The organism is Streptomyces sp. 147326 (genome assembly GCF_045000215.1).
Lineage (GTDB): Bacteria > Actinomycetota > Actinomycetes > Streptomycetales > Streptomycetaceae > Streptomyces.
Window position 1 is genome coordinate 5,248,291 of sequence record NZ_CP134201.1, and the last position, 24,064, is coordinate 5,272,354.

The 24,064-nt window shown below is 68.5% G+C and carries 19 protein-coding genes and 2 pseudogenes; 6 read left to right on the plus strand and 15 right to left on the minus strand.

What is annotated here, in order from left to right; all coding sequences use genetic code 11:
* Window positions 1–68: 68 nt before the first annotated feature.
* Window positions 69–1,316, minus strand: coding sequence for a cytochrome P450 (locus RIU97_RS24120; RefSeq protein WP_404959665.1), 1,248 nt, complete (start codon window positions 1,314–1,316; stop codon window positions 69–71).
* Between the two features lie 167 nt (window positions 1,317–1,483).
* A pseudogene (locus RIU97_RS24125) lies at window positions 1,484–2,443 on the minus strand (low temperature requirement protein A); the annotation flags it as partial.
* 108 nt (window positions 2,444–2,551) lie between these two features.
* Between RIU97_RS24125 and RIU97_RS24130 the strand changes: the two are divergent.
* The 3 genes from RIU97_RS24130 (at window position 2,552) to RIU97_RS24140 (ending at window position 6,566) form a co-directional block, all read left to right on the plus strand.
* Window positions 2,552–4,249, plus strand: a complete 1,698-nt coding sequence (locus tag RIU97_RS24130; RefSeq protein WP_404959666.1) for a recombinase family protein — start codon at window positions 2,552–2,554, stop codon at window positions 4,247–4,249.
* Between the two features lie 497 nt (window positions 4,250–4,746).
* Window positions 4,747–5,013, plus strand: a complete 267-nt coding sequence (locus tag RIU97_RS24135; protein ID WP_404959667.1) for a hypothetical protein — start codon at window positions 4,747–4,749, stop codon at window positions 5,011–5,013.
* 455 nt (window positions 5,014–5,468) lie between these two features.
* On the plus strand, window positions 5,469–6,566 hold the full coding sequence (locus tag RIU97_RS24140; RefSeq protein WP_404959668.1) for a phage major capsid protein: 1,098 nt from the start codon (window positions 5,469–5,471) through the stop codon (window positions 6,564–6,566).
* Window positions 6,567–6,583: 17 nt separating this feature from the next.
* Here the strand turns inward: RIU97_RS24140 and RIU97_RS24145 are convergent, their stop codons facing one another.
* The 3 genes and pseudogenes from RIU97_RS24145 to RIU97_RS24155 form a co-directional block, all read right to left on the minus strand.
* Window positions 6,584–7,180: a hypothetical protein gene (locus tag RIU97_RS24145; protein WP_404959669.1), complete on the minus strand. Its 597-nt coding sequence runs from the start codon at window positions 7,178–7,180 to the stop codon at window positions 6,584–6,586.
* An 846-nt stretch (window positions 7,181–8,026) separates the two neighbouring features.
* On the minus strand, window positions 8,027–9,133 hold the full coding sequence (locus tag RIU97_RS24150; protein ID WP_404959670.1) for a helix-turn-helix domain-containing protein: 1,107 nt from the start codon (window positions 9,131–9,133) through the stop codon (window positions 8,027–8,029).
* Between the two features lie 1,793 nt (window positions 9,134–10,926).
* A pseudogene (locus RIU97_RS24155) lies at window positions 10,927–11,133 on the minus strand (low temperature requirement protein A); the annotation flags it as partial.
* A 302-nt stretch (window positions 11,134–11,435) separates the two neighbouring features.
* On the opposite strand from RIU97_RS24155, the gene RIU97_RS24160 reads away from it, so the two are divergent.
* Window positions 11,436–12,275: a hypothetical protein gene (locus RIU97_RS24160; RefSeq protein ID WP_404959671.1), complete on the plus strand. Its 840-nt coding sequence runs from the start codon at window positions 11,436–11,438 to the stop codon at window positions 12,273–12,275.
* A 37-nt stretch (window positions 12,276–12,312) separates the two neighbouring features.
* The gene (locus tag RIU97_RS24165) at window positions 12,313–12,525 is read left to right on the plus strand and encodes a hypothetical protein (RefSeq protein ID WP_404959672.1); all 213 of its coding nucleotides are present in this window, start codon (window positions 12,313–12,315) and stop codon (window positions 12,523–12,525) included.
* A gap of 31 nt (window positions 12,526–12,556) precedes the next feature.
* Here the strand turns inward: RIU97_RS24165 and mscL are convergent, their stop codons facing one another.
* The 9 genes from mscL to RIU97_RS24210 form a co-directional block, all read right to left on the minus strand.
* Complete coding sequence (gene mscL, locus RIU97_RS24170) at window positions 12,557–13,057, minus strand: large conductance mechanosensitive channel protein MscL (protein ID WP_404959673.1); 501 nt, start codon at window positions 13,055–13,057, stop codon at window positions 12,557–12,559.
* Between the two features lie 123 nt (window positions 13,058–13,180).
* Window positions 13,181–13,624 carry a hypothetical protein gene (locus RIU97_RS24175; protein WP_404959674.1) on the minus strand — a complete coding sequence of 148 codons (444 nt, stop codon included), beginning with the start codon at window positions 13,622–13,624 and terminating at the stop codon, window positions 13,181–13,183.
* Between the two features lie 220 nt (window positions 13,625–13,844).
* Entirely contained in the window at window positions 13,845–14,564 is a 720-nt protein-coding gene (gene pyrF, locus RIU97_RS24180) for an orotidine-5'-phosphate decarboxylase (RefSeq protein ID WP_404959675.1), read from the minus strand.
* 16 nt (window positions 14,565–14,580) lie between these two features.
* The gene (locus tag RIU97_RS24185) at window positions 14,581–15,138 is read right to left on the minus strand and encodes a carboxymuconolactone decarboxylase family protein (RefSeq protein WP_404959676.1); all 558 of its coding nucleotides are present in this window, start codon (window positions 15,136–15,138) and stop codon (window positions 14,581–14,583) included.
* 82 nt (window positions 15,139–15,220) lie between these two features.
* The gene (locus tag RIU97_RS24190) at window positions 15,221–15,715 is read right to left on the minus strand and encodes a hypothetical protein (protein WP_404959677.1); all 495 of its coding nucleotides are present in this window, start codon (window positions 15,713–15,715) and stop codon (window positions 15,221–15,223) included.
* A gap of 65 nt (window positions 15,716–15,780) precedes the next feature.
* A complete protein-coding gene (locus tag RIU97_RS24195) occupies window positions 15,781–16,614 on the minus strand; it encodes an S-methyl-5'-thioadenosine phosphorylase (protein WP_404959678.1) in 834 nt (277 codons plus the stop codon).
* A 74-nt stretch (window positions 16,615–16,688) separates the two neighbouring features.
* On the minus strand, window positions 16,689–16,994 hold the full coding sequence (locus RIU97_RS24200; RefSeq protein ID WP_404959679.1) for an FmdB family zinc ribbon protein: 306 nt from the start codon (window positions 16,992–16,994) through the stop codon (window positions 16,689–16,691).
* Window positions 16,995–17,061: 67 nt separating this feature from the next.
* Window positions 17,062–18,426, minus strand: coding sequence for an MFS transporter (locus RIU97_RS24205; RefSeq protein ID WP_404959680.1), 1,365 nt, complete (start codon window positions 18,424–18,426; stop codon window positions 17,062–17,064).
* A gap of 366 nt (window positions 18,427–18,792) precedes the next feature.
* Entirely contained in the window at window positions 18,793–20,277 is a 1,485-nt protein-coding gene (locus RIU97_RS24210) for a potassium/proton antiporter (protein WP_404962917.1), read from the minus strand.
* Window positions 20,278–20,534: 257 nt separating this feature from the next.
* Between RIU97_RS24210 and RIU97_RS24215 the strand changes: the two genes are divergently transcribed.
* Window positions 20,535–23,399, plus strand: a complete 2,865-nt coding sequence (locus RIU97_RS24215) for a penicillin acylase family protein (protein WP_404959681.1) — start codon at window positions 20,535–20,537, stop codon at window positions 23,397–23,399.
* Here the strand turns inward: RIU97_RS24215 and RIU97_RS24220 are convergent.
* Window positions 23,394–24,008, minus strand: a complete 615-nt coding sequence (locus tag RIU97_RS24220; RefSeq protein ID WP_404959682.1) for a 5-formyltetrahydrofolate cyclo-ligase — start codon at window positions 24,006–24,008, stop codon at window positions 23,394–23,396. The genes RIU97_RS24215 and RIU97_RS24220 overlap by 6 nt on opposite strands.
* Window positions 24,009–24,064 lie beyond the last annotated feature (56 nt).

Consider the following 24,064-nt stretch of genomic DNA (forward strand, 5'->3'; position numbering starts at 1 on the left):
CACCACCCGCTCCGGCCGCCGGGCTCCCAGCCTGCCCGGTGGCCGGTTCCTCTCCTTCCCGGGCCCCGTCAGGGGCGCTCGAAGGCGAACTTGAGCGAGCGGACCCGGTTGTCGAAGTTCGACCCCGCCAGGTCCGGCAGCCCCACCGCGCGCAGCCCGACCGGCCGGGTGAGCAGCTCGCGGAAGAGCGCCTTCATCTCCACCCGGGCCAGGTGCGCGCCCAGGCAGAAGTGCGGGCCGCCGCCGCCGAACCCCAGGTGCGGATTGGGCGAGCGGGTGATGTCGAAGGCGTCGGGGTCGGGGAAGACGGCTTCGTCGCGGTTGGCGGAGGCGTAGTACAGCACCACCTTGTCGCCCGGCCGGAACACGTGCCCGTCCATGGTGTGCTCGGCGGCCACCGTCCGGCGGAACTGGATGATCGGCGTCGAGTGGCGGATCATCTCGTCCACCGCGCCGTCCGCGTACTTCTCGAAGTCCGAGAGCAGCAGGTCCCGCTGGTCCGGGTGGTCGGTGAGCAGGGTCAGCCCGTGGGTGATCGCATTGCGGGTGGTCTCCACCCCGGCCACCATCAAGAGGGAGAAGAAGGCGCCGAGTTGGCGGGCCCCGAGGGCCTGGCCGTCCACGTTCGCGCAGACCAGGGCCGAGATCAGGTCGTCGGTGGGGTTCTTGCGCCGCTCCCGTCCGATGCCCGCCACCATCCGCTGCATGCGGGCGAGCGCGCGCAGCCCGCGCCCGGGCATCCGCAGCCGGGCCGTCAGGCCCCGTTCCACGCCGATGTTCTCGGAGGCGTGGTTGACGCGGTCGGCGATCTCGGCGCGGTAGTGCTCGGGGATGCCCATCATGTTGCAGATGACGTCCAGGGGGAGCCGGGAGGCCACCGACGAGACGAACTCGTCCGGCTCGTCTGCGAGTACGTCGTCCACGATCCGGGCCGCCACCGCGTGGATGTCCTCCTCCGCGGCCGCCAGCAGGCGGGGCGTGAACGCCCGCTGCACGATCTTGCGGAGCTGGGCGTGGTCGGGGCCGTCCAGATTGACCATCGAGTCGCCGAACAGCGCGCGGACCCAGCGGGCCGGTTCGGGGGTGGTCACACCGGGGGCGCTGGCGAAGACCTTGGGGAGGCGGCTGGCCTCCTGCACCTGGGCGTGCCGTACGAGGGCCCAGTACCCGGGCCCTTCGGGGACGAAGACGGGGGAGCCGACGGCCCGCAGGCGGGCGAAGGCGGCGAGGCGGTGGGCGGGGGGCTGCTGCCAGAAGCCGGGCTCGGCCAGTTCCCTGGCGGGGCTTTCGCCGGGGCGTTGTGCGGGGAGTGTCATGGCCTGGAAACGGCGGCGGGGGCGCGGGAGTGACGGTTCCGCGCGGCGCTGTTGCCGGGCTCTGCCCGGACCCGCGCCTCACACGCCGGCGGGGCTTGAATTCAGCCCCGCCGGCGTGTGAGGCGCGGGGTCTGGGGCGGAGCCCCGGGAGGCCGGGCCGCAGGCGGTCAACGAGGGCTCGACCGCGTCGACAGGGCCACGCCGACCGCCACGGTCGCAGTCGACACCAGCCCCGCCCAGAGCACGGCGTACGGGCCCGTCCACATACAGGCCAGTACGGCGAGCGCCGCGACCGGTAGCACCAGCTGCTCGGCGAGGCCGCGCTTGAAGTGGCGGGAGTGCAGGAGCCACACCATCAGCAGGAAAAGCGCGGCCGGGACGGTCACGGCCGCGTTGGCGGCGAGCTGGGAGACGTGCGCCTTGTGGACCGCGTGCTCCACCGCGACCTCGAGGCCGGCGCCGATCGCCGCACCCGAGGCGAAGATCAGCAGGTGGCCGTACCCCCACGGGATCGCCTCGCGGTTGGAGGCCAGCCGTTCGTGCATCGGTACGGCGAAGTAGATCCACCAGGCGGCGAAGACGATCAGCAGTCCGCCCGCCGCGATGGGCAGCAGCAGGTCGAGGGCCTCGTGCTCGTCGAGCGCCGATTTGACCGCGACCGTGCTCGCGGCGATCGTCTCGCCGAGCACGATGATGGTGAACAGGCCGTACCGCTCCACGATGTGGTGGGCGTGCCAGGGCGTCTGGTGCCCGTGTTCGGCGATCACCGGAACGAGCAGCTCGCAGGCGGCCACGACCAGGAACAGCCACCGCTTCCAGTCGTCCGGGGCGAACAGCAGCCCCACCCAGCCGAGCTGGCAGAGCACCAGTCCGGCGGCGTACTTCAGCGCCGCCGTGCGGGCCGTGCCGGTCTCCCCGGAGGCGGCCCGCAGCCACTGCGCCGTCAGTGCGACGCGCATGATGATGTAGCCGACGACGGCGACGGTCCAGTCGTTCTCGTCGAAGGCGCGGCTCACCCCCGCCGCGTAGACGAGCACACCGGCGATCTGCACCAGGGTCGCGATCCGGTACGGCACGTCGTCGCAGTCGTAGGCGGAGGCGAACCACGTGAAGTTCATCCACGCCCACCCGTGGACCAACGGAGCATCACCGCTCTGACCAGGCAAAACGCGTACTAGGAATCCCTTCCGCGCCTAGCCCGTCAGCAGCGGGTTACTTCGGCGGATCGGATGAACATGGAACGCGACGACCTGGCCACCCTGCGGACCCTGGGCTTTGCGGACGAGGAGCTACAGCGCCTAGGACTCTGGGAGGTCCCGACCGGGTCCCCGGACGACCTGGCAGAGATGTACGTAAGGCGCAGCAAGAAGAAGGACACCTTGTCGACGCTGCGTCAGATGGTGCGCGACATATGTGCCTACGCGGAGGGGGACGGCAAGAAGGTCCGACGTGTTTGGTTCGAACAGCGCTCAGCGAGCAAGGCTCATGTGAAGCGCGAGGAGTTCGACAACGCGACGGGCGCTGTAATCGGCGGGCAGTCGAAGACGCTCTACGTGTACAAGACGAGTCGGCTGTCCCGGCGCGGCATGGGACAGGTGGGCACACTTCTAGACGCGTTCGACAAGCGCCGTGCACGTATCGTCGTGACAGTCGAAAAGATCGATTCCTCTAAGGGATCGCGCATGGTCCTGGCCATCCTCAGCGAGCAGGCACGGGAACAGGCAGCAGACATTGCGCACTTCACCAAAGTCGGCGTCGATGCGCACAAGCGGGAAGGCCGCTGGGTTGGTGGAATCCCCCCATACGGGCTGGAGTGCCCCAAGGGATCCGGCCGACTCCAGCACAACCCAGCCGAGTACGAAACCGCCCGGTATCTCATTGCGGAACCCCTCCTCAATGGAGTAACTCCGGCTGAGATCGCTAATAGCCTGAACAAGCGCAAGATTCCCACGCGAAAAGGTAAGCAGTGGCGAGCGCAGACGGTAATTCAGCTCGCACACTCGCCTGCCTGGGCAGGTTGCATCCCGGATCGAGAGCGGGCCACGGACGAATTTGGGAACCCTCTTGAGAAGTGGTTCCGAGGCGGACCACTCATGGGCCACGACGGCCACCCCATCATGGCGGGCGAGGGAGTCGTAAGTTTCGCCGAATGGCAGAAAATCCAGGCAATTATCTCCGGGCGGTCCCGCGCTGGCACTGCCATTGGAGATCGGACACGCGGCATACGTAAAGCGGCAACCATCATGACCGGATCGTTCCGCTGCCCGTACTGCAAGGGCCTCATGGGCAACGGTGGCAGCAACTATCGGTGTATTGCCCGTGTCAACCAAGGGCCGTCGGTGTGCGTCGGTGTTTCCACAAAGAGGGATCGGCTAGACGCAGCAATGGAGGCAATCTGGACGCAACACATACTCAGTCTTCCTGTGGACTCGCCGACCATCCTTGCAATTGCCCGACGTTGGCTCTCCTATGAGGACCCGACAAAGGAAGCGAGGAAGCAAGCCGTATCTGCTGCACTCGATCGCGCAGCGTCTCGCGAACTCAAGCTCAACAAGGAATTCTTCCTTGGTGTCAGCGGGGGAATGGACGAGTCTATGTATGACTCTCTTCGGTCCGACCTGGCAGCGCAGATAGTTGGGCTAAAGGTGGAGCTTGCCGAACTTGGAAAGCTAGCCGACCTTTCGCCGCTGATGAGCGTTGAAGCTCTGACCACTCTTTGGGAAGGTGCCGGAATCGATGGACGGCGCGCGCTTATTCAAGCTGCGCTCAAATCCGTCACCATCCTGCCTGCGAAGGGGAAGGGAGACCGGACGCCCATTGAGAAGCGGCTAATCCTGGAGTGGCGGGACAAGCGCGACACGCGAGACATAGATGAGGCGGTCCATTCCGTCGAACGAACCTGCCTCCAGCGCGAGGCCCACGAGGCCGCGTAGGGCCCCCTAAGCCCCTCCCAGCCCCGCCCGGCATCTACTTGCCGGGCGGGGCCCTTTAATGCCCACGATCCCCACGGAGCCGCTGCCCACCGCGCGGCGGGCCCCGAGTGGCACCCCTGAGCTGCTGCCGTGGGCTTTCCAGCGGAGGGTTGCTGAGGCGCTGGGTACTGCGGCAGCAGTCAGCAGGGTGCCGACGTCATGCAGAAGTGCAGCTTTGTAAGCAATTCTAGAAAGCTATTAGAGTTCTCTAAGCAGTATCAGATTCTCCTTACAAAGCTGCAATTCTGCACACCCACCCGAGCCGTCGCGGGATGAGAATCCCTTCCGCTCTAGTACAAGTGAGAAACGGAGCGCCGGGTTAGCCCCTCGCCCCCTCTCCGTTGCGTACGCCATGCCAGTGGCACGCAATCCCGAAGATTTGCCCCCGTCTTGAGACTGCCGCTGGCACGGCTTCTCAGGTCGGGGGCTTTCGTATACCCAAAAACAAGGAAACAAAAATGGCAACACCTGCCGATATGCCGAAGCGAACCACTCCGCCCCCTAGGGACCCGAATATTCGGCTGCGCCTGGTTGAGCTACTGAGCAGCGTTCTGGACGAGGTGGCGCAGGACGGACCCCTTCCCCAGGGAGATCCTCATCCCGCAATGGAGTTCCTGCCGGAACTGATCAGCAGCATTGCCGCCTACTCCACAATTACGTTCGCAGTCCAGCAGGCCAAGACCGCCACCACACGCCGTATTACTGAGAACGGCATGGGCGCGTGAAGGCCGCATATGAGAGTGCGCACGCACGAGCCAAGAAGAAATTCGGTCCCCCCGCTTACCAGGAGTGCGAATACTGCGGGCTGGATGCCGCACAGTACGCCCTCGATTGGACGGCCCCGGATATCCAACGGGACGCCAGGGGGCGCGCGTACTGCAATGACCCAGACTTCTACATCCCGCTTTGTCGCCGCTGCCATCGAACCTATGACCGTGAGCGCCGAGGGCTGACGCCTGCGGATCTCCTCCGGCTCCGCGAACGACTTTGGAAGAGCGTCACCAATGAAGCCCGAGAAGCCCGACGTGATGCGCGGGAAGCAATTCAGATTGCATTCCTCCGGCATGAATTCCAGGTTGCCGACGTCGTATGTCGGCGCGTGCGCGTCATGAACGACGCCCCGTAATCAATTCGCTTCAGCCGGCATGACCCCGGCAGTAAAGAACCGATTGGAATTTGAATGAACCTCAACGCAAACGCTGTTGCCGACTCGCTGCACGCCCGGGAAGGCGCCGTACGGGGTCTCGAAGAACTCACGAAGCGCGGTATTCGCAGCGCCGTAGACCGTCAGCGCGAATCCCTCCTTCTCGACACCATCAAGCGCCATGACACGGCCGTGAGGGAGGCAGTCGAGGAGGCTGCCCGTGCCGACGAGATGGATCAGCGCACCCTTAGCCTGTATCCCTCGCTTGTCACTCACGCGCAGCGCTCCCGGGATCAGGTTCTGATTTACGGTCGGAAGCTGTCTGAGCTTCGATCGCTGGACTTTGTCGATGCCGAGGACACGCGCCCGGTAGATCTGATCCTCTCGGCCGGTGGGCGCGGTAGCCGTCTTATCGACCGACTGACTTCTTTCACGTTCGACAAGGCCAACGGGTACATTCCGGTGACCCCCGCACTGACTGCGTTTGTCCAGCCTCGTAATGCCGCTCAGGCCGCCTCCGAGGCTCCCGTGCAGAGCATATTCGTCCGGTCCGTAAAGGTTTCGGCGATCGTCTCCGCATCGAACGAATCGCTTTCCGATGTGCCCACTCAGGACGACTCCATTCGAGATGCGCTCGCTGCGGCCGTTGGGCAGCGTATCGACCACGCAGTAATGAACGGCGCCAACGATGGCGACCACGCTGTCACTGGCCTCTTGGCGGATGGAACTGCCGGAACCTATCCCGCTGCCGGGGTCTCTTACGACGCGCTCGCCGATGCCGTCGCCAGGGTTGAGACATCGGGCGGAATCGCCACCGGCATCTTTGCCCACCCCAAGACCGCTGCTGCAATCCGAAAGACTGTTGACGCCGCTCGACTTTCCCAGCTTCCCGAGCTGACCGTCCTGCCCCCGCTTGCTGATGGAACTCCCACCCTTCCGGAAGGAACCATCGTGGTGCTTGACGCCGCTTCCGTAGCGATGGGAATTCGCAAGGCCTTTGAGGTGGCGGGTACAGACACCATGGAGGAAGCATTCAAGCACGACCAGACTTTCATAGCGGGTCGTGCCCGTATCGGCGGTGTCCATGTTTCTAATGCCGCCCGAGTCCAGGTGCTGACCAAGGCCGTCGCGTAAATGCACTACAACGACAATCAGCGTAAGGCGCTCGCGAAAGTGAGGGCGCAGTCGGCAGACGGATTGTGGGCCTGCCCGTCGAAGCGTTGCAAGAAGGACGCAAAGCGATACCCAATCGATGGGGGCATTGAGCTCCTGCTGACCAGCCGCGTGCATGAGGCTGGGTTCATCAGATTGAAGAGCACATTTCCCGAATATGGAATTCGGGTGGTGTGCAAGGAGTGCGCGCGCCTTATGAGCGAGTGGCGGATGATGGCGCTGGAGCCCCCGGTAGGGGTGGCCGAATGATGAAGTCTATGGGTGCCCGGATCGACAAGGTCCGGGCCGCCCGGCTCCACAGCAATCCAGTGCTTACGCAGCTTGCGAGAAACGTCCAGCACATGGCTGCTCGCGGGCACACTCTCCACTGCCAGCACTGCAACGGCTTTGGCCCCGTTGACGGCCTCGCTGTTCTTTTCAGCAACAAGAAGCGCGATCCTGCTGTCTGGTGCATTGGCTGCACACGCGACGAGAAACGCACCGACATTGTGCGGGTCACATCCGTTCCGTTCAATCGCGAAACCGCTTGCATTGCAGTCATCGAATGAAGCAATGCCATTCGGTTGAGAACTCATTCCGGGGAGGGGAGGGTGCGGGAAAAGTTCGACGGCAACAGTCACAGCGATCCCAGTCCCAGCTCCTTTTTCGCGTCCGTCCCGGACAAGCCTTTCCGGACTGTCCGCCAACTCAAGAGGGGGAACTCATGAGACGAAGGTGTGCGCACGCCCCGTGCGAAGTGCCGATTCCTGCCGACGCCGACCGGCGCACCCGGTATTGCAGCGAGGCTCACCGCAAGGCGGCAGCCCGCGCCCGCAAGGTCACTGCGACGGCATCCAAGATCCGCCCTGAGCCCGCCTCAGGGGACGGGGAGCGGTACCCGGCACTCCGAGCCGTCTGGGATGCGGTAGCGGCTCAGATCGTCGCTGAAGGCGTCACGGTCCCTGGCTCGTCCGGCGTGCCCGTGGCCCACCCGCTCTTGCGTTTCCTGGGTCAGCTCGACACGGCCCTGTCGGCACACGAGAAGACGGCCGACCCCGCCGCTTCGGCCGACCCCATCGACGCTGCCCGCGCGGCTGCTGTCGCTGCTCTGGACGCGTACCGCAATGGCCAGTGACGAACTCCGGGAACTCTGCTGTGAGTTGGCTGAGCACGACCCGCTAGAACACCCGCTATGGCCCGTGCTGGCGACGCTATTTCAGCTCGAACTCGGCTCAGTGCCAAGCGCGTTGGATCTCTTCGCGGTCGGCTGCTGCCCCCGGCACTTCTGACCCCTGACCCCTGCCCCCTGTTGCCCGTCTGGGCGGCGGGGGGCATTCGGCGTTTCTGGGCTGTCTGCGATTCGAAGGGCCCACCCCTCGCCGGCTGGGGGGTCGGGCCAAGTGCTGCAAGGGGTCGGGCGGCCTTCGAATCTCAGGCGAGCGTCAGGACTGTTCCACCTCGGCCATGAGAAGCCGGAGAGTCAGCGAGTGCTTTTCCGGGGGCAGCGCGTCCAAGGCAGCCCGTGCGTAGGTCACTCCGCCGGACACGTCGCCGGACCGGGCGAGCATGAGGCCCCGGTGCATCTCCAGATGAGTCGCGAACCTGGGTAGCGATGCGGGCAGCTCGCGCCGTGCTGCCTCCTGTGCGGCTACCGCTGCGGTCTCGTCTCCGAGTCGGGCGGCAAGAAGCGAGATGAAGACGTTGAGCCGCCACCACGGCACCGCGTAGTCACTGGTCTGCTCGTACGACCCGGCCTTGTCGAACACGCGCCGCCCCTGCTCCATGAGCTTCCGCGCGGTGGCCACGTCGCCCCGGATCGCTGCTGCGTGTGCCTTGCCGTAGATCGCGTTCAGGAGCCCCAGCGACGGCCGGTCGCTGATCGCCATTGCCTGATCGGCCAGCACGTCAGCGACGCCGAGTGACGCCCCCTCGTACCCGAGGGCAATGGCTGCTCGACCTCGGACCCACACGCGTGCTTCGTCGTCGCCGGACTGGTCAGCTGCCTCCGCTGCCATGCGGTACCACTGAACCGCCTTGGAGCCGTCCGAGCCGGGAAACGTCTTGGCGTAGAGGGTCATGAGCCGAGCGGCCACCGACCACAACCGAGGTTCGTCCAACTGCTGCTGCACGACGACGAGTTCACCGGATACACGTTGTTGAATGTCGGCAGCGCCGAGGCTCATGTACTCCGTGCCGTACGTGGCTAGCTTGGCTTCCCACGACTCCGCAGAGGGACCCCCTTGGAGCCGGGCGGCGAACCCCACACTCAAGAGGTCTGAGGCGACCACGGGCGCTATGGCAGCCCCGGCTGCATCGGTCAGGAACGTACGACGCTTCACTTCACCCTCTAGAGCGGCTAGGGGCACGTCCAGGACGGCCGACAGGCACCGGAGGTAGTAAGTCCCCGGAGTCACCTTGGAACGCTCCCAGCGGCTCACGTACTCCCGATCAAGGTTCGTCCCGAAGGCGTCATTGATCGCTGACGCTAGCCGCCCCTGACTCCAGCCGCGAGCCTTGCGTAGATCCGTGATCAGCGCACCAATAGCCATGGGTTCATCTTGCCCCTACCGCTGCCCCTAGACAGGGCAAGAACGGGTGATCGACCAGCACTTGCCCCTAGGAATGCCCCTACTTCGGCCCCCTGCGTCGCGGGAATATCCACGGACCGACACCCGAGGGGACGGCGAGGGCTGATGGCGAACGGCACTGTGCGAGCCATGGCGGGCGACAGCGTGGCGAATCTGGATCACGCGATAGCGCGCGGGGACTTCCACCGGCTCCGACCCGAAGGCGAGCGCGACCCGTTCCCCGCATGGGCCGACGTTCCCCCCTGGGTGCCGCGCAAGGGCTACGCCGTGCCGAACAGGGCTCTCCTTCTGACGGTTCATGCCCGGCTGAGGGCAAAGCTGTGAACGCCCCTGGGACGGCCCGTCAGCCCCCGTATGCGCCCGAGGCGGGAGACGCCGTCGTGGACGCCGCTACGGGCCGTGTGGGTCGCTCCCTGGGCTTCGTGCGGGGGGAGGGTTACCGGCTTCGGCCGATCGGGACCGGCGGAAAGTGGTACGCCCAACCCGAGACGCTGCGACCGGCAAAGCCGGAAGAGATCCATGCAGCGAGGGAGAGAGCGTGAACGACTTTCGGGAGTCCTTCACTCCGGAGGAACGGGCGCTACTCAATGCGGGGTTTGCCGAAATCCTCGCTGCCCGGGAAGCCCGTGAGTGGATGAGTGCCATACGCGATGCCGCCCCCCAACTCGTACAAGCAGCCGTCGAGGCAGTCGAAATGGAGTTGGCCAGTGACCGACTACCGGCCGGAGTTAACCGCCATTCCGGCTGACGCTTATTGGCCGAAAGGTGGAACAGTGCAGCCGTCCACTCCGAACCCCTTTGACGAATGGTGCCTTGCGGGGGCCAGCGTTCCGGACAACGTCCAGACTCTCTTGGCTAATTTCGTGGACCCCGCAGAAATGGTTCCTGTTAGGCACGGCGCGGTGTGCGACTTCCGCAAGAGTCACCACGGGGAGCACACCGGCAAGTTGGCAGAGTCGCGAGATGACGCCCCCGGCGCCTTCTGGCTGGTCTGGGAAGGCGACGCGGTAGACATGCAGGTCATCTTGCACTGCACCCACGCTGACACGTGCAGCCAACCGGCAGGCCACGGGGGCGACTGCGGAAGCCCGTACCGGTGAGCAAACAGTCCGCCCGGGAAATGCGGCAACAGCGAGAGTACATAGCCGCGCATGAGGACAAGATTCGGCAGCGCATGCGCAACGGTGAGACCTATCTAGAAATAGGGGTCCACTTGGGAATCAGCCCCAGAGTCCTAAAGCACATGCTTGAAGTCGTGCTAGCGAGAGTCGGAGTGCACACGTGTCTGTCCTGTCTGACCGCTACAACACGGAGCGCTCCGCACCGTGTGGAGCATGGGTGAAGCTCTACCCCTATCAGCTGGCGGCAATTCGTCGCGTGCCGGACGGGGTGCCGCCTTATGGCGGGCACTTGAATGACTCTGCTACTTGCGGACGTGAACGCGGTCACGGCGGTTGGCATGAAGCCGGAATGCGCCCATTGCGTGACCGCCACGGGGGCGGGGAAATCGGTATCCGCTGGAAGCGCGCGAGTATCTCACCGGCCACAACGTTCCAAGTAGTCCACCTGAAGCCCTTCTCGCCCGGTCGGCCGGAGCTGACCGGCTGAGAGGAAGGGGGCTGCCTGACGGCCCAGCCCCGAGGCCCCGCCCGTGTGCTGCTCCGCTCCCCCCGAGGCAGGCGGGCGGGGCTTCCTGCTGTGCGGATGGTCCCCGGACCAGGGGAGACGCTAGGCTCAGATCAACCTGTTGCACCGTTAGGCCACGCCCACCACACCCCGAAGAAGACGAAGAAGTAGCCGATCACCCCGGTGACGGGATGGCCCTCCGCCAGCGAGTGCACCAGCCGTGCCCCGCACTGCGCGATCGCGACGACGAAGCAGAGGTCGAAGAACAGCTCCAGCGGGGTGGACGCGCGGTGGTCCTCGTCCGGGCTGCGGGCGGTCATGGGGGAGTAGGCCATACCGGCCAGGAGACCAGAGGGACCTGCCTCCGGCAGCCGGACGCGCTGCCGGCGCCACCCCTGTGCCCCGGGCGGCGGCCGCCGGGGCAGCGACCAACGCACTGTGGGGGACGGGACCTTGTCCCGTGGCCCACAGTGCCTTCTCCTCTGCCGCGGGGTGCCCCCGGCACCGGAGCCTGGATGGGTCAGGAGACCCTTCTCGCAGTTCAGGACCACGCCATGAGTTCCGCCACGCAGGAAGTACAGAGGCAGCTGCCGCTCGCAGATCCGGCGCAGTACCGCCCCGGCCGCACCATCACGCAGTGGTCGCCGGAGGATCCGGCCTTCTGGCGCTCCACGGGGAAGCGGGTCGCGACCCGCAACCTGTGGATCGCGGTGCCGGCCTCCAGAACGCCGCCTTCGTGTGGGTGCCGGTCTTGATCGTCCTGGCCCTGGTGGCCTGGTTCGGGCAGAACGACCTGAAGGTCGCCTCCACCCCCTTCAGCCAGCAGAAGATCATCTTCAGGCGCAAGCACAACTGGCTGATGACCTGGCTCTACGTCGGCACCTTCGGCTCCTTCATCGGCTTCGCCGCGGGCCTGCCCCTGCTGATCCAGAACAATCGAGGCGCAGGGCTACCAGGCCACCACCTATGCGTGGATCGGCCCCTTCGTCGGCGCGCTCATGCGCTGGGCCGGCGGCTGGCTCTCCGACAAAGTCGGCGGCGCCAGGGTCACCATGCTGTCCTTCGTCGGGATGGCCGCCTCCCTGGTCGTGGTGGTCTTCGCGCTGCCGCACGCCGGGGATCAGGGCAGCTTCGGGCCTTCTTCATCGGCTTCCTGGCGGCCTTCGCCTTCTCCGGCCTCGGCAACGCCTCGACCTTCCGGCAGATTCCGGTGATCTTCCGGGACCAGCACATGCGGGAGGCCGAGGGCCAGGGGCCCGAGGCGCAGGCCGCGGCCCTGAAGCAGTCGGAGATGGAGGCGGGCGCCGTCACCGGATTCTCCTCCGCCATCGCCGCCTACGGCTTCTTGTTCATCCCGGCGGTGTTCGCGGCCATGGCCGTCACCCACGCGCTGTGGCTCTTCATCGGTTTCTACGCCAGCTGCCTCGCGGTGTGCTGGTGGTTCTACGCCCGCAAGGGCGCCGAGGCCTCCAGCTGAGCCGGGCCGCGGGCGGGGGCGGCCGTACCCTGGAGGCATGAGCAGCGCCCCCGCCTCCGACCCGCAGTCCTCGCGTCCCGTCCCCGAGGGCGACCGGCCCCGGCCCAAGCCGAAGCTGGTCTTCGACGACCCGCTGGACCAGCAGTCCTCGGACGACACCGACCGGGGCTGGGGCGAGCGGCCGCCCGCCGGCGGAAGCGCGGCCGACCTGGCCCGCTTCCTCGACGAGAAGCCCCCGCACCACATCTGACCCGCCGAGGCGGCCGGGACGGCCGGATCGGTCAGAACGCGTCGCGCGAACCCCCGGGGGCGGCGCTGCGGGCGCCGTTGGTGCGCTGCGCGACCAGGGTGTCCCGGATCTCCTTGAGGACCTCCAGCTCGGTGATCTCCATGGTCTCCTGGACGCCCTCCCGGGCCTTGCGGCGGGCCTCCTGCCGCGCGAGGTACTTCGCCATGGGCAGGACCATGAGGAAGTAGACGACCGCCGCCGTGATCACGAAGGTCAGAGTGGCGTTCAGCACGGAGCCCCAGAGGATCTCCACGCCCGTCGGCTGGCCGTTCGTGCCGATGCCGCAAGGGCTCTTGAGGCAGGACTTGTAGCCGTCCAGGCTCTGCGTGCCCACCGCGCCGATCACCGGGCTGATGAGCCCCTTGACCACCGCGTTCACGATGTTCGTGAACGCGGCGCCGATCACCACGGCCACCGCCAGGTCGACCACGTTGCCGCGCATCAGGAAGGCCTTGAAGCCTGCCAGCACGCTCTCCTTCTTCTTCTCGCTCACCACTGAGCCTTTCTTCACATGTGCCGAACACGGAGCCAACGGTTCCGAAAGCTACGGCAGTCCGGGCACGGCGTGTCCAATCGGCCCCCGTCTCACGGCGAATCGACCGACCGCGGGTGCGAATCAACACAACGTCACCGCCAGTCGCGTCATGGCGCCCGCCCCCACGAGATCCCGCGCGGTGTCCCGGGGCACGGACAGGACCACCAGCGCCCCACCGTCCCCAACGCCTGCGTCCGGACGGGGCACTTCGGCAACCCGTGCCCCCGCGGCCACCACCCTGGGCGGCCCGGCGCGCTCGGCCGCGACCACGTCGACCCGGTCCCCGGGCCGCAGCAGCCGCACCGTCGCGGCGTCCGCGATGCGCACCGGCGCCGACACCATCCGCACCGCCGCGGGCGGAGAGGCGCTGTGCGAGGCCCGTACCGGCGGTGGTGCGGCGCCCCGCGTGGCCTGCGCCTCCGTCCCGCCCACCGCCAGGGCCGCCGCCACGACGGCCAGCCCGGCCGAGGCGGCCCGCCGCCTGCGCCGCACGGCCCGGCGCAGCCGGTCCCCGCCCCGCCCCACACGGAGCGGCGGGAACGGCGGGACCGGGCGCGCGGGGGGACATGCGGAGGAAGTCGAAGAAGCCGTGGAACAAAGGGACATGACGAACACCACCAGACCGAGTGAGTTGCCGTGCCCGGACCCGTCGCCCGGACACATCCCACGATCCGGCCTCCCCCGGGATCCCGCCGGAGCCTGTGGACGGTCCCCAGCCTGTGGACAACCCCGTCACCCGCAGGAGTTAACCGGCGGCCCGCGCCCGCCGCAGCGCGGCCACCGGGTCCGCGGCCCGCGCGATCGACCGGCCCACCACGACGTGCGAGGCCCCGGCCGCGAAGGCGGCCTGCGGCGTCCCCGCCCGCGCGTGCCCGCCTGCCGGGCCGCCCGCCGATCCGTCCGGCCCCAGCGTCACCCCCGGCGTCACGATCAGCCGGTCCGGTCCCAGCAGCCGGCGCAGCGGCCCGGCCTCCCGCGGCGAGGCGATGACCCCGTCGCATCCCGCGCCCACCGCCAGCCGGGCCAGCCGCAGCACCTGCTCCTCGGCGTCCGCCTCGATGCCGATGTCGGCGAGGTCGCCGGCGGTCATGCTGGTGACCACGGTCAGCGCGAGCACCCGCAGCCGCGGGAACTCCCGCGCCGCCTCGACCGCCGCGGCCATGATCCCCGTACCGCCCATGCTGTGCACGGTCACCATGGACGCGCCGAGCGCTCCGGCGGCCCGGACGGCGCCGGCGACGGAGTTCGGGATCTCGAAGAGCTTCAGGTCGAGGAAGACCTCGTGCCCCCGCTCGGCCAGGTCCCGCGCGAGCCCGGGGCCCGCGGCGGTCAGGAGTTCCAGGCCGATCTTGTAGGCGCCGCACGCGTCGCCGAGGAGCTCGACGAGCTCCTCGGCGGCCCGGCGGTCGTCGAAGTCGAGGGCGACGATGACCTTGCGGTCGGCGACGGGGGAGTCCGTGTTCACGCCGTCATTGTCGGGGTCAGGGTCCGGCCGGGACCCGGCAGGCCTCTGCGAAGCCCTGGCTGGTCAGGCCGAAGGTGCTGTTGACGCGCGAGCGCCAGTTCTCCAGGGCGACCATCGCGGTGAGCTCGACGAACGCCGCCTCGCCGAGCCGCGCGATCAGTTCCGCGGCGAGCTCGTCCGTGACCGCCGGCTCGGTCTCGGTCATGGCCTCGGCGTACTCCATGACCAGCATTTCCAGGTCGGTGAACACCTCGCGGGCCTCCCGCCACCGCGGCACCCGCTCGATCTTCTCGGCCGGCATGCCCTTCTCATGGCCCTCCCAGTAGCCGAAGTCCATGCACCACGAGCAGTTGACGCGGGCCGCCGCCGCCATCACGGCGAGGTGCTTGAGACCGGGGTCGAGCGCGTTCCACTTCGCCGCCTGCCGTTCCAGGCGGACGTACGAGAACAGCACGCGCGAGTGGTGCCCGTAGGCCTGGCCGGGGTCGAGCACCTTGCCGTAGGTACGGCGCGAGTACCAGGAGCCGATGCGCATGAGGAGGGTGCGGGGCGGGGCGAGCGAGATACGCGGCATGACGGTCATCTCCCGGGCAGGGGCGGTCTTGTTTCCGCCTTCACCAAGGAGGACCGGACAGCCGCGCCGGACGTGACAGCCGCTACGCACTCTCCTCGCCGAGCACGGCCCAGTCCATCCCGAGCGCGCCGAGGAGCCGGGCCGTGAGGTCCTCCGCGAAGGCCTCGGAGCCGGTGAGAGCGGACCGGATCCCGTCCGGGTCCGCGGTCAGCCCGGCTGCGTCCGCCCAGTCGAGCGCGCCCGCCAGGGCCGCCTCGACGGGGAACCGGTCGACGGGTATCTCGTAGTCCCCGGCCGTGTTCCGGTTGAGCAGCGCCTTCCAGCGGCCCCCGGCGAAGGTGGCGCCCTCGACGAAGCCGACATCGCTGTCGAGGTAGGCCACCGTGAGCACCGGCGCCCCGGTCCGCCGCGCCAGGGCCGCCGCGGCGCCCTCCGGCTGGTCGGGGTAGTACACGGCCGACCAGCCGCCACCCAGGTCCGCGTCGCCGTCGACGTCCGCGCACCCGGCCCCGGCCGCGAACTCCCGCAGCTCTGCCACCGTGGCACGCGCCACGGCCATCCCGCCCCAATTTCCCATGCGCGCAGGCTAGGGGCCGCCACTGACACCTGGCCGGGGCGTCCCCGGGGACGCCGCAGAGGGGACTACGGCAGCTCGATGCCCAGGTCCCAGCCATCGTGCGCGTGCGTGCACAGGCAGGCACGGGACTCCGTCGCCGGCAGGGCCGCCACCGCGTCGAAGAGCACCTCGCGCAGCCGGCCGACGTTCTCGCCGAACACCTTCAGGACCTCGGTGTGGGAGACGCCCTCGCCCGTCTCGGCGCCCGCGTCCAGGTCCGTGACCAGGGCCATCGAGGTGTAGCAGAGCCCCAGCTCGCGCGCGAGGACCGCCTCCGGGTGCCCGGTCATGCCGACGACCGACCAGCCCGCCGCCGCGTGCCACTGCGACTCCGCGCGCGTGGAGAAGCGGGGTCCCTCTATGACGACCATGGTTCCGCCGTCCACCGGCTCCCAGTCCCGGCCCCGGGCCGCCGCGATCGCCACGGACCGGCCCACCGGGCAGTACGGGTCGGCGAAGGTGGTGTGCACGACGTTCGGCACCGAACCGTCCGGCAGCGGCTCCCCGTCGAAGAAGGTCTGCGCACGCGACTTCGTACGGTCGACCAGCTGGTCGGGAACGAGCAGGGTGCCCGGCCCGTACTCGGCCCGCAGGCCGCCGACCGCGCACGGGCCCAGCACCTGGCGGACGCCGACCGAGCGCAGGGCCCACAGGTTGGCCCGGTAATTGATCTTGTGCGGCGGGACGGTGTGGCTGCGTCCGTGCCGGGGGAGGAAGGCCACCTGGCGGCCGGCCAGCTCACCCACGTACAGGGAGTCGCTGGGGGCCCCGTACGGGGTTTCCACCTGGATCTCGGAGACGTCCTCCAGGAAGGAGTAGAAGCCCGAGCCGCCGATGACACCGATCTCTGCGTTCACCATGCGGCCCACCCTAACCGGGCATGCCGAAGGCCCCGCTGCCCGGTCAGGGGCGGGCGGGGCCTTAGGCGAAGCGATCAGGCGGCCGACGTGGAGCTGCTGCTGCTCGACGACGCCGAGGAGGACGAAGCGGCAGGGGCGGCGGCGGTCGACGTCGTGGACGAGCTCGAGGCCGGCTTCGAGGCAGGGGTGCTGCTCGACGAGGCGCCACGGCTGTCGTTCCGGTAGAAACCGGAGCCCTTGAAGACGATGCCGACCGCGGAGAACACCTTCTTCAGGCGTCCGTCGCAGCTCGGGCACACGGTCAGTGCGTCATCGGTGAACTTCTGCACGGCCTCAAGGCCCTCACCGCACTCGGTGCACTGGTACTGATAGGTCGGCACGAATTTCCTCCTGGCACTCTGACTCAATGAGTGCTAACGACGCTCCATGGTGACGTATTCCGGCGGATCAGTCCACCGTCACCGGCACGCGGTGACCCATCCCACGCTCGTTCACCCGGTTGTGGGCGGCCGGCGCGGAGGCGGCCGAGGCCGCCGGGACGGCCGCAGCGGCGGTCGCGTCCGCCGGCCCGGACGAGTTCACGATCCGGCTCGGGGCCTTCGGGGCCAGCTTCGCACGCAGCGCCAGCAGGGTGGCCAGCGCGAGCGCGGTGGCGCCCATGGGCACCAGGAAGCCGTACGAGGATCCGTGCGCGTCCGTCAGGCGGCCGGCCAGGATGACGGCGATGGCCTGACCGAAGGCGATCGAACCGGTCAGCCAGGTGAAGGCCTCGGTCCGGGCGTTCGCCGGGATCAGCTGCTCGACCATCGTGTAGCCGGTGATGAGCGCCGGGGCGATGCACAGGCCGACGACCAGGCCGAGCGCGCCCAGCAGGATCATCGAGTGGGCGGCCCACAGGACGGACGCGGCGGCGGTGAGGCCGATGTAGCCCAGGATCAGCCGGCGGCGCGGGCCGATCTTCCAGGCGATGGCGCCCATGGCGATGCCGGCGATCATGTTGCCCGCGGCGAAGACGCCGTAGAGCAGACCGTTGGCACCGGGGTTGCCGATCTCGTTGGAGAAGGCGGCGAGCGACACCTGCATGCCGCCGAAGACGGCGCCGATCCCGAGGAAGGCGAAGATCAGGACGCGCAGGCCCGGGAAGGACAGGGCGAAGGCCCGCTTCTCACCGGCGGCCGCCGGGGCGTGGGGCTTGGGCTGGGTGGCGCGCTGGGCCGCGAAGAGCAGGCCGCCGAGCAGCGTCAGCGCGGCCTCGGTGACCAGGCCGGCCGCCGGGTGGACGCCGGTGCACAGGGCGGTCGCCAGGACCGGGCCGACGACGAAGGTGAACTCGTCGGTGACGGACTCGAACGCGGCGGCCGTGGGCAGCAGCGGCGAGCCCTCCAGCTTGGCGGCCCAGCGGGCCCGGACCATCGGGCCCACCTGCGGCACCGAGGCGCCGGCGGGTACGGCGGCCAGTGCCAGCGCCCAGACCGGAGCGCCCGCGAGGGCGAGCGCGGCCAGGCCGCTGACGGCGGCGGCGTGCGTGAGGACCACGGGGAGCAGGACGGCGCTCTGGCCGAAGCGGTCGGTGAAGATGCCCATCACGGGGGCGGAGAGCGCCATCGAGACGCCGGTGACGGCGGCGACGATGCCGGCGCTGCCGTAGGAGCCGGTGGTGTGCTGGACCAGCAGCAGGATGCTGATGGTCAGCATGCCGAAGGGCAGTCGTGCTGCGAAGCCGGGGAGTACGAAGCCGAGGGCGCCGGGCGTGCGCATGAGCTGCCCGTAGCCGGGGCGGGCGGACTTGTCGGTCGTGACCGCGGATGTCACGGCCTTGCCTTTCCGCTGCCTGGTAGAGCTTCCCCGTCTGCGGACGGTGCTTCGCTTTGTGAGCGGCCGCACCCGTACATGTGGGAGCCCCGAGAGCTGTCCTCTTGCGCAGAACCGAGTGATACCTGGGCGCCCACTGCGGGAGGGTGCCACGGCCGCTTTGCGGTCGCGCCAGCTCTGCGTCAGGCAGAGTTGGTTCGATCTGTTGTGCCTTCATCGTACAGGGGAACCCACTACCACGCCCTGTGATTGCGCTGACAAGCCGTGTCTTCACCTGTGATTAACGGGAGCTTCGCACGCGGAGGGCTTGGAAATGGGGATAAGTCCGGGCAGATTGCGGTGAAAATGTCGAATTAGAACGTCGCTCTAACGCGACCCGGTCCCGTTCCCCGTGCCCAGCCACCCCGCCAGCTTGCCGCCCCGCGCCACCGCCCGCAGCCGCGCCTCGGCCGCGTCCCGCACCGGGTCCGTGGCCACCACCAGCAGCTCGTCCCCGCGCCGCAGCACGGTCGACGGCAGCGGTACGAAGCTCTTCGCCTCCCGGACCACCAGCGTGACCGAGGCTCCCGGCGGCAGCCGCAGCTCGCTCACCTCCACGCCGTGCATCCGCGAGGCCGGCGGGATCTCGAAGGAGAGCAGGTGTCCGCGCAGCTTCTCCAGCGGCGCCGACTCGATGCCGAGGTCCGACGCGGTCTCCTCGCCCTTGCCGAGGTTCAGCTTGCGCGCCACCCAGGGCAGGGTCGGCCCCTGCACCAGGGTGTAGACGACGACCAGCACGAAGACGATGTTGAAGACGCGGTCGCTGCCCTCGATTCCGGACACCATCGGGATGGTCGCCAGGATGATGGGCACGGCGCCGCGCAGGCCCGCCCACGACATGAGGGCCTGCTCCTGCCACGGGATCCGGAAGGGCAGCAGGCTGATGAAGACCTCCAGGGGCCGCGCCACCATCGTGAGCACGAGCCCGATGACCACGGCGGGCCAGAAGTCGCGGATCAGCTCGTGCGGGGTGACCAGCAGGCCGAGCAGCACGAACATGCCGATCTGGGCGATCCAGCCGAGCCCGTCCGCGAATCCCCGGGTGGCCGGCCAGTGCGGGAGCTTCGCGTTCCCGAGCACCATCGCGGCGAGGTACACGGCGAGGAAGCCGGAGCCGTGCGCCATCGCGCCGGCCGCGTACGCCGTGATGGCGATGGCCATGACGGCGATCGGGTAGAGGCCGGAGGCGGGCAGTGCCACGTGTCGCAGGCCGTACGCGCCCAGGAAGCCGACCGTCAGGCCGATCGCGACGCCGATCGCCAGCTCCAGCGCGATCTTGCCGAGGAGGACGTACCACTCGTCCACCGGGCCGACGGTGGCGAAGGCCACCACCAGGATGACGACGGGTGCGTCGTTGAAACCGGACTCGGCCTCCAGGACACCCGTGATCCGGGAGGGCAGCGGGACCTTCCGCAGCACCGAGAAGACGGCCGCCGCGTCGGTCGAGGAGACGACCGCGCCGATCAGGAGGGCCTGCCGCCATTCCAGTCCGACCAGGTAGTGCGCTCCTGCCGCCGTCACGCCCACGCTGATCGCCACGCCCACCAGGGACAGCATGATCGCCGCCGGCAGGGCCGGCTTGATCTCTTTCCACTTCGTGCCCAGACCGCCCTCGGCGAGGATCACCACGAGCGCGGCATAACCGATGACCTGGGTCAGCTCGGCATTGTCGAATACGACGTTGCCTATGCCGTCCTGGCCTATCGCGACGCCTATGCCGAGGTAGATGAGCAGGCTGGGCAGGCCGCTGCGCGAAGAGACGCGCACCGCCGCGACGGCGACGAGCAGTACGAGCGAGCAGACCAGCAGCAGCTCATTGAGCGTGTGGACAGTCAGCGGGCGGCCCTCCTCAATGCACCCGGCGGATCGATCCTCCCGGCGACGACTTCGGCAAGTAGTTCGTTACCTTACCTAATCTTTGACGCGCCCTTTACGCGATAACCACATTGTGAAACGGCTGTTCGCCCCTGTCGTTCGGACCTCTACCCCTGGAGGATCAACGAAGCCGGTCCTGCGCCTATGGTTGCTCCCAGTACTCCCAGGACCACCCTGCCCCTCTAAGGACAGCGATGCCCGCCAACGAAACCGCTCCTCCCGCCAAGAAGAAGGGACGACGTGCCCGTCTGATCGTGCTCGTACTGGTCCTGGCGCTCTTCGCGGGCCTCGGCTACGGGGCGTACTGGGGCGTGGACGGCGTGCGCGCCTCGTTCCCCCAGACGACCGGCTCCCTCAAGGTGCCGGGCCTGACCGGGACCGTCGAGGTCAAGCGCGACGCCCACGGCATTCCGCAGCTCTACGCGGACAATGACGACGACCTCTTCCGCGCGCAGGGCTTCGTGCACGCGCAGGACCGGTTCTGGGAGATGGACGTACGCCGCCACATGACCTCCGGGCGGCTCTCGGAGATGTTCGGTTCCGGCCAGGTCGAGACCGACGCCTTCCTGCGCACGCTCGGCTGGCGCCAGGTCGCGCAGGCCGAGTACGACACCAAGCTGTCGCCCGAGACGAAGAAGTATCTGCAGGCCTACGCCGACGGGGTCAACGCGTACCTGAAGGGGAAGTCCGGCAAGGACCTCTCCGTCGAGCACGCGGCGCTCAAGCTGAGCGACGGCTACCAGCCCGAGCAGTGGTCGCCGGTGGACTCGGTGGCCTGGCTCAAGGCGATGGCGTGGGACCTGCGCGGCAACATGCAGGACGAGATCGACCGCGCGCTGATGTCGAGCAAGCTCTCGGCGGCGCAGATCGACGAGCTCTACCCGCCGTACCCCTTCGACCGGAACAAGCCGATCGTCGAGGGCGGCAAGGTCGAGGGCGGCAAGTACGCGCCCCAGGCCTCCGGCGCCGCGGGCTCCGGGTCCGGCTCCACCGGCACCGGCTCGGGCAGCGGCACCGCCCTCGGCTCCCAGGCCTCCACGGGCCCGGCCGCCACGGGCACCGGAACGGGAACCGGCCTCGCCGACAACGTCACCGCCCAGGGCGCGACCGTGGGCCTGCGCAACCAGCTGACCGCCCTCGCCGCCACCCTGGACAAGGTCCCCGCGATCCTCGGCCCCAACGGCAGCGGCATCGGCTCGAACTCCTGGGTCGTCTCGGGCAAGTACACGACCACCGGCAAGCCACTGCTCGCGAACGACCCGCACCTGTCCCCGCAGCTGCCCTCGGTCTGGTACCAGATGGGCCTGCACTGCCGCACGGTCTCGGCCCAGTGCCAGTACGACGTGGCCGGCTACACCTTCTCCGGCATGCCGGGCGTGGTCATAGGCCACAACGCCGACATCGCCTGGGGCATGACCAACCTCGGCGCCGACGTCACCGACCTCTTCCTGGAGCAGGTCAAGCCCGAGGGCTACGTCTACGACGGCAAGGTGCTCCCCTTCACCACCCGTGAAGAGGTCATCAAGGTCGCGGGCGGCGACAGCAAGAAGATCACCGTCCGCACCACCAACAACGGTCCGCTCGTCTCCGACCGCAGCGAGGAACTCGCCACGGTCGGCACCCGCGCCCCGGTCGCAAGCTCCGCCCCCGACCGCGGCGACGGCTACGCGGTCGCCCTGCGCTGGACCGCGCTGGACCCGGGCAAGTCCATGGACGCGGTCTTCAAGCTCGACCGGGCCAAGACCTTCGACGACTTCCGCAAGGCGGCCGCCGACTTCGAGGTCCCCTCGCAGAACCTGATCTACGCCGACAGCAAGGGCCTCAACGGCAACATCGGCTACCAGGCCCCGGGCCGCATCCCGATGCGCGGCCAGGGCGACGGCCGGATGCCCGCCCCCGGCTGGGACTCCAAGTACGCCTGGAAGGGCGGCAAGGACGGCACCGCCGGCTACATCCCGCAGAGCGAGATGCCCTTCGACTCCAACCCGTCGCGCGGCTACATCGTCACCGCCAACCAGGCCGTAGCGGAGAGCGGGACCGGCGCGGGCAAGTACCCGTACCTGCTGACCACCGACTGGGGCTACGGCGCCCGCAGCCAGCGGATCAACGACCTCATCGAGGCGAAGATCAAGGACGGCGGGAAGATCTCGACCGATGACATGCGCACCATGCAGATGGACAACAGCAGCGAGATCGCCGCGCTGCTGACCCCGATGCTGGCGAAGATCCAGGTCTCCGACCCGGGCGTGCGTGCCGCGCAGAAGCTGCTGGACGGCTGGAACTACACCCAGGAGCCCGACTCGGCGGCCGCGGCCTACTTCAACGCGGTCTGGCGCAACATCCTCAAGCTGTCCTTCGGCGACAAGATGCCCAAGGAGCTGCGGATCGAGGGCAGCTGCATGAACGTCCTCGGCAACGGCACCGGCCCCGCCGACGACCTCGCCAAGACCGTCCGCGAATGCGGCACCCGCGGACCCGACTCGGCGCAGCCGGACGGCGGCGACCGCTGGTTCGAGGTGGTCCGCCGCCTGGTCAAGGACGAGAAGTCGCAGTGGTGGAGCTCACCCAGGACCCTCACCCAGCCGGAGACCACCACCCGCGACGAGCTGTTCGCCCGAGCCATGAAGGACGCCCGCTGGGAGCTCACCGCCAAGCTCGGCAAGGACCAGTCCACCTGGAGCTGGGGCCGGCTGCACCAGCTGAACCTGAAGAACCAGACGATCGGCACCGAGGGCCCCGGCTTCATGCAGTGGCTCCTCAACCGCGGCCCGTGGAACCTGGGCGGCGGCGAGGCCACCGTCAACGCGACCGGCTGGAACGCCTCCAGCGGGTACGGGGTCACGTGGGTGCCGTCGATGCGCATGGTGGTCAACCTCAACGACCTCGACAAGTCCCGCTGGATCAACCTGACGGGCGCCTCGGGCCACGCGTACAACTCGCACTACACGGACCAGACGACGCTGTGGGCCAAGGGCGAGCTGCTGGAGTGGCCCTTCGGCAAGGACGCCGTCGAGAAGGCCACGGTCGACACCCTGACCCTCAAGCCGGAGGGTTCATGAGCTGAAGCGGCGCACCCCCGACGGGGTCGCCACCGCTTGTACGGGGTGGTCGTGCGGTTCCTCCGGGACCCGCGCGACCACCTCGTCGTCGTAGAGGAGCACCACCAGCGCGGGATGGGCCCCGGCGCGCTCCAGCCGCTGCAGCACGCGGTCGTACGAACCTCCGCCGCGGCCGAGCCGCATGCCGCGCCCGTCCACCGCGAGGCCGGGCAGCAGCACGGCGTCGGCCCCGGTCACCGCATCCGGCCCGAGCGCCGGCCCGGTGGGCTCCAGCAGCCGCATCTTCCCGGGGTGGGCGGCCTCGGCGAGGCTCTGCGGGCCTTCGTACGCCGCCCAGTCGAGGTCGTTGTCGGGCAGCAGCAGGGGCAGCAGCACGCGCTTGCCGGCCGCGCGCAGGGCGTCGAGGAGTGCGCGGGTGCCGGGTTCGGTGCCGACGGAGACGTACGCCGCCACCGTGCGGGCGTCGGCCAGTTCGGGCAGTTCGAGGGCCCTGACGGCGAGCGCGGCGGCCGACGTGCGGCAGGCTTCGGGGGACAAGGCGCGGCGTGCGGCGAGAAGTTCTCGGCGCAGCCCGGCCTTGGCGGACGCGGTGGGCGGGTGCTCGGTCACGAGGAAATCAAATATCCTTGCGAATCGGGTCATACATGGATCTACCTACTGCGATC